The sequence below is a fragment of the Myxococcus vastator genome (genome assembly GCF_010894475.1).
Lineage (GTDB): Bacteria > Myxococcota > Myxococcia > Myxococcales > Myxococcaceae > Myxococcus > Myxococcus vastator.
In genome coordinates, this window is sequence record NZ_JAAIYB010000472.1 from 1 (window position 1) to 6,226 (window position 6,226).

Consider the following 6,226-nt stretch of genomic DNA (forward strand, 5'->3'; position numbering starts at 1 on the left):
GGGCGGGCTCGGGCTCGTGGGAGGCTTTGGCTTCCTGGGGCGCCGCCATGGGCTCACCGCCGACCAGATTGAGCGGATGGACGTTGTCCTCGCGGATGGGCGCCTCGTCCACGCGAGCCGGGACGAGGCGCCAGACTTGTTCTGGGCGCTGCGTGGAGCCGGGAGCGCGGGCTTCGGCATCGTCACCCGCCTGGCGCTCCGGACCTTCCCCTTGGAGTCGCTCACGCTCTGCCATGGGCGCTGGGCGCTGTCAGAGGCCGCAGCGCTGGTGGAGCAGTGGCAGGCGTGGGCGCCCGAGGCGGACCCGGACGTCAACCTGGAGCTGGGGCTCGCGCTGCTGGACGATGACGAGAGCCCCCCTTCCGTGGAGCTCTTTGGCGTCATCCTTGGTGACGAGGCACGGGCTTTGGCGCACCTCCAGGACGTGAAGCGGCGGCTTGGCCCGGCGGCGTCCGAGCTTCACGCCAGGCGGCTGGCACCGGCCCAGGCCGCGGACTACCTCGTGGGCCTGCTGAACCATGACGGGGAGCCCGCGTGGATGCCGAGCCTTCCGTATCGGGACGTCGCCTACCAGTTCACTCGCTCCAACTTCTTCGACGCGCCGCTCGGCGCGGACGCGATTCGCGCCTGTGTGGAGGCGCTGACCGTGGACCGCCGCTACGCGCAGCACCGAGAGCTGGAGTTCATTCCCTGGGGCGGCGCCTACGCGCGCGGTGATGACACCTCCTGCTTCCCGCACCGCGGCGCACGCATGATGATTCGTCACACGACGGTGGTCGGCGCGCGCTCCACGGAGGCGCTGCGCGAGCACGCGCGAGGCTGGGTCGATGCGTCCTGGGGCAAGGTTCGCCCCCAAGCCCAGGCGGGAGTCTACTCCGGCTACGCCGACCGTCGCCTGGAGGGCTGGGAGCGCGCGTACTACGGAGAGAGCCTCTCGCGGCTCCAGGAAGTGAAGCGGAAGTATGACCCGGACAATGTCTTCCGGCATGCGCAGTCGCTCGGCACGCCCTGAAACAACGCATCCGTGGCGCGGAGGTGAGTGGCCGAGACCGGCGGCGGCGCGAAGGCCGCCGCCGCTCCCGGAGGCATCACGGATTGAGGATGTGGACCTCGACGGCCAGCGGCCCATTCCGGTTGATGGCGACCAGGTCTGGCCCGTTCCCGAGCAGCTCGAAGCCAAACAGGTTCGGGTCATCCCACCGGACCATCTCGAATGTCCAATCCCCGTTCGTGGGATGCAGCGCGGTGCCCGCCTGCAATACGAAGCTGGAGAAGCCGCTCGCGCCGGACACGGCATGGACCTCGGTCGAGTTGCTGCCCCCGGAGCGGAGGATGCCCACCAGGTCGACGGTCGCGTCGCCATTGACCTCCGCCAGCTCGTACTCCCAGCTCCCCGCGCTGGGGAGCGCGGTGGTCGTGTTCAGCAGGAACGTCTGGAGGCCCGTGGCCCCGGAGAGGATGTGGACCTCCACGTGGCCTCCCGCGCCCTGGGAGTTGAGGGCGACCACGTCCAGCGTGCCGTCCTTGTTCCAGTCCGTCACCTTGAAGTCCCAGTCGCCCGTCGTCGTGTGCAGGGCGGTGGACGTGTGCGCCAGGAACGTCTGGAAGCCCGTGGCCCCGGAGAGGATGTGGACCTCGGTCGCGGTGGCGCCTGCCCGCTGGATGGCGAACACGTCCTGGCTGCCGTCGTTGTTCCAGTCACCCACCTCGAAGGCCCAGTCCGCGTTCGTGGTGTGCAACGCCGTCACCCAGTGTCCAAGGAACGTCTGGTAGTCCGTGGCCCCGGAGAGGATGTGGACCTCCGTGAAGCCCGTCAGGCTTTGCGGCTGGATGAAGAAGAGGTCCGGCCGCTTGTCGCCGTTCCAGTCCGCCGCCTCGAAGTGGCCGTCATTGCCCACTGGCGGCTGTGCGCTCGCGACGTTGAGCAGGAAGCTGTTGATGCCACCCGTGAAGAGCAGGCGATCCGGTGAGCCCGCCGGAAGTCCCGTCAGCCGGCCCGTCGTGGCCTCGCCCACGAGGAAGTCACGGACCTGCTGCTGAGTCGACCCAGGATGGCGCTGAAGGTAGAGGGCCGCGGCGCCGGTGACGTGGGGCGCGGCCATCGACGTCCCGCTCATGTTGCCAACCCCATTCACGGGGGTGGCCAGGGTGGAGCGGATGCCGACGCCCGGCGCGAAGAGGTCCACGCAGCTCCCGTGGTTGGAGAATCCCGCGACCGCGTCCTGGTCGTTGCTGGCGCCCACGGTGATGGCCGCGGGCAGTCGCGCGGGTGACTGGGTGCAGGCAGCCACGCCGTCGTTTCCGGCGGAGACGATGGTCACCACGCCGGAGTCGATTAGCCCTTCGACCGCGTCATCCAGGGATTGGCTGGCACTCCCCCCCAGGCTCATGTTGGCGACGGCGGGGAACAGGTGGTTGTCGGCCACCCAATCCACGCCGGCGATGACGTCCGACGACGCGCCCGTCGTGCACGGAAACACCCGCACCGGGTGAAGGCTCACGCCAGGGGCCACGCCGAACTGCTGTCCTCCGACGGTCCCCGCCACGTGTGTACCGTGGCTGGGGTGGTTGCCCCTGTTGCCGCAGTCCCCCGTGCCGCCTGCATCTCCGACGGCATTGAACCCCGGCGAGAGCTGCCCCGAGAAGTCCTGATGCGAAGTGATACCCGTGTCGATGATGTAGGCGTGGACATGCGCGCCCCGGGCGCCAAAGGTGTACGTCTGGTTCAACGGAAGGTCCCGCTGGTCGATGCGGTCCAGGCCCCAGACATTCTGGGTCGCGGGCGGTGTCCCCACCGTGGTCGACCGGGTCGCGCCCGGGTGGATGACTCCGTTCTCCTCCACGTAGGCGACACGAGGATCTTCGCTGAGGCGCAGGGCCTGCGCTTCGCTCATGGTCGCGGAGAACCCCTGGAGCGCGGCGTGGTACACGCGCTGTGGCTTTCCCCCATGGCGCTCGCTCAACTCTCGCGAGAACCGGGTGACGACGCCCCGCGAGTCCTCGCTCCCCTTCAGTGCCGCTGCTTTCACCTCGGCCTTCTTCAAGACGACGATGTATTCCCCGCGCACGGGCTCGCGGACCTTGAGCAGCTTCGCGGCGGGCGCTGCTGCTCCTGGGCTCGCCGCCTGCGCGGAGGTGAAGGTCAGTGTCACGATGCCTGCGGCCAGCAGCCTGCTTGTGCGATGTCTCACGCGTGTGCCCCCTGGGATGCGGATTACCTCCGGCGCGAGCGCGGCCCTCGATGCAGGCCGCCGCGCGCCCGGTGAGATGGAGGTATCAAGTGGGGCGTGATGGGAGCGTGACGGCTTCGGACTGTCTCAGGGCCTCACGGCCGCGCCATCCTGGAGAGACACGGCACGACGTCCAGACGCTGATGCAGCCGACCAGGAGGCTCAGGGGGCTGCGTCCGCCAGAGGCGCTCGTGGGACTCTCCGAAGGTGCCGGGCTCCTCGCCCCGGAAGGCACCCTCATCCACGGCGGCCTGAATGCGCGCCTCCCGCACGACCTGGAAGGCACGCATCAGGGACCCCGTGGATTCAGTACACCACCACCGAGGTGTAGACACTGGTGCCGTTCGTGTAGGCCACCAGGGCGCCGCCGTTCGACGGGAGTGCCGCGACTGCTGGCACGGCGCCCGGCCCCACCGTCCTGGCATCCGCGGCCAGAATCATGGTGGCCCCCACGAGCATCCGGTCCAACTGGATGTCTCCCGTCCCTCGCTGGGAGGCGATGTAGCCGTTGCCGAGCGCGTCCGCGTCAATCGTCCGGAAGGGACCGGGACCGACGTCCGTCGGGAGGCCTGGCACCTGGGTGCTCGTCCCTGGCGCGGACATGGGGATGACGTCCACGTTGTCGTCTCCGAAGGAGCCTGTGGCGTAGATGAAGCCGTTGGACCCCGTCCAGTCCGAGAAGAACGCCTGCCCCGGCGGGGAGCTCAACGGGCCGAAGCTGGTCCCCTGGTCGCTGCTGCGGCTGATGCGGAAGGTGGGGTCGTCGCTTACCGAGAAGACATCTCCGCTGACCTTGTCCACGAGGACGTCGAAATAGGCGTTGAACTGGTCCACGTCCGTCACGCTGAAGTCGCTCGCGCCTCGCGCGAAGTTCCGGAGGACGCGGACCCCTGCGTTGCCGCCTCGCGAGACGGAGATGTAGAGGGCGTCGCCCCTGGAATCCAGACTGACGGTGGAGTTGGCCACCGCGCTGAGGGTTCGAGGCGCCTCCCAGCTCGCTCCCGCGTCGAGGGTCCGGGTGAATATCACGGCGCCGGCGCTGGTGGCCGCGACGTACGCGACCCCCGTGGGGCCGCCTTCAATCGCGACCTCCGCCGCGTTGGTGATTCCCAGGGGAATGGGCCCCTCCCAGGTGTAGCCACGGTCCACGCTCACGCTGACATGGACATCGCCACCGCACTTCATGACGACGTAGAAGCGCCCCAGTGCATCCACCGCCGCCTTGCGCCCCGTGTTCGATTCGGCCGTGGTGCAGTTCAGCGTCCCGCTGACGAGCGTGGGGGGCACATTCGAGAAGGCATCCAGTTGGCACGTGGCGTCGCAGCCATCCCCGGGGGTCGTGCCGCCATCGTCGCACTGCTCTCCCGTGACGCTGTCGACCAGTCCGTCACCGCACACCTCCACGCCCTGGCAGTCCGCTCGGCAGCCGTCTCCCGCGACGCGGTTGCCGTCGTCACACACCTCGCCCGAATCGGTGTGGCCGTCGCCACAGACAGGCGGTCCCCTGACGGTGATGCTGACCGTGGCGGTATTGGAGGTCAGCGCGCCGTCGCTGGCCGTGAAGGTGAACGAGTCCTCCCCCTGGAAGTCCGCGGCCGGCGTGTAGAGCAACTGGGCGCCCGTCCCGGACAGGGCTCCTTGAGCGGGCGGCACCGTCACGGTGTACGTGAGCGCGTCTCCGTCCACGTCCGTGGCCGCCAACGTGATGGGCAGTGACGTGTTGTAGTCCGCCGTCACCGTGGCGGAGTCAGCCACGGGCGCGTCATTGACCGGAGTCACCGTGACCGAGATGGTGGCCGCTGCCTGCTTCTCTCCGTCGGAGACCGTGACCTGGAAGCTGTCCTCTCCGGCGAAGTTCGCGTTCGGGGTGTACGTCACCGAGGCCCCCGCGAGCGAGAGCGTGCCATGGCCAGGCGTGGTGTAGAAGAAGTCAAGCGCGTCGCCATCCGGGTCCGCCGCGGGGATGGTGATGTTCACCGAGGTGTCCTCGGGGGTGGTCGTGTGGACGTCCTCGACCGTGGGCGCTCTGTTGTTGTCGCAGACGCTCGGCTGTCCCGTGCAGGTGTATCCTGGCTCTACCTCGCAGACGCTGTTGCAGCCGTCTCCAGAGAGCTGATTGCCGTCGTCACAGATTTCGAATCCGCCCAGCACTCCATCACCACAGATGGGCCGCAGCGACGTCTCCACCGCGTCCACCAGGTAGAGCGCGAGCACCGCGCCCCTCAGGCGCACGTAGCGATAGGGCTGGTTCCCCGGGTACGTCGCCACCGCCACATGCGTCCCCAGGCCCAACTCCACCAGGTGCAGCGAACTGGAGCCAATGAACGTCCCATCCGCCTTCAGGAAGTCCACCTGGGCAACCAACGCCAATGACAGGCCCTGGTAGTAGACGCGCAGGTCGCCGGTGCCTTCCTCGCCCTGGCCCAGGTCCAGCACCAGCGCCGTGTTGAGCAAGCCGAGCAGGGTCGCGGCCTGCCCGTCCGGAGCGCCCAGCGCCGCGCTCGCGTTGAGCACCGTCGCCGTCGTGCCCGACGCCACCGCGTCCGCATACGGGTCCCACGTCAATGAGGCTTCCGGACGCTCGTGCGTCAGCGCCCCATTGTCCTCTTGCGACACCCCATCCTCCGGAGGACGGACTTTCTCCTCCAGGGACTCCACACCACACGCTCCCAGCGATAGGGCCAGCGTGACCGCCAGTCTCCACGACCACAGCACCCCAGGACGGCTTCGCATCGATTGTCTTCCCCCGAAGAGCAGGATGAAGTCCGGAATGGACCGTCCCCCCATGGAATGAACGACACCACTTCTTGCTCCCGACGATTCGGCGCGCAACACATGGATGGCCAACGTCCTCAGGCCACCAGCCGACAAGCACCCGAGTACCATGGATACGAAATCCACGACATGCGTCCGCCTGCCGCCGCGAATCACGACACGTTCACGGAGGACTCAGCTTCTATCAGTAAAGTCCCGAAACGTGTCGTTGGCTGAAGGGG

At 68.2% G+C, this 6,226-nt stretch carries 3 protein-coding genes; 1 reads left to right on the forward strand and 2 read right to left on the reverse strand.

Going from position 1 to position 6,226, the window contains the following annotated elements:
- The coding region (locus tag G4D87_RS31620; RefSeq protein WP_163786418.1) for an FAD-binding oxidoreductase at positions 1–1,012 on the forward strand (1,012 nt) is incomplete at its 5' end.
- A gap of 76 nt (positions 1,013–1,088) precedes the next feature.
- Here G4D87_RS31620 and G4D87_RS39065 read toward each other — a convergent pair.
- Together G4D87_RS39065 and G4D87_RS31630 are read right to left on the reverse strand one after the other, a co-directional pair.
- Positions 1,089–3,191: a S8 family serine peptidase gene (locus G4D87_RS39065; protein ID WP_205507791.1), complete on the reverse strand. Its 2,103-nt coding sequence runs from the start codon at positions 3,189–3,191 to the stop codon at positions 1,089–1,091.
- Between the two features lie 345 nt (positions 3,192–3,536).
- Entirely contained in the window at positions 3,537–5,963 is a 2,427-nt protein-coding gene (locus G4D87_RS31630) for a tandem-95 repeat protein (RefSeq protein ID WP_240358767.1), read from the reverse strand.
- Positions 5,964–6,226: the final 263 nt, after the last annotated feature.

Bases quoted from the DNA above. Each gene is read 5' to 3' on its own strand.
- G4D87_RS31630 (WP_240358767.1), bottom strand. From the start codon at position 5,963: ATGCGAAGCCGTCCTGGGGTGCTGTGGTCGTGGAGACTGGCGGTCACG.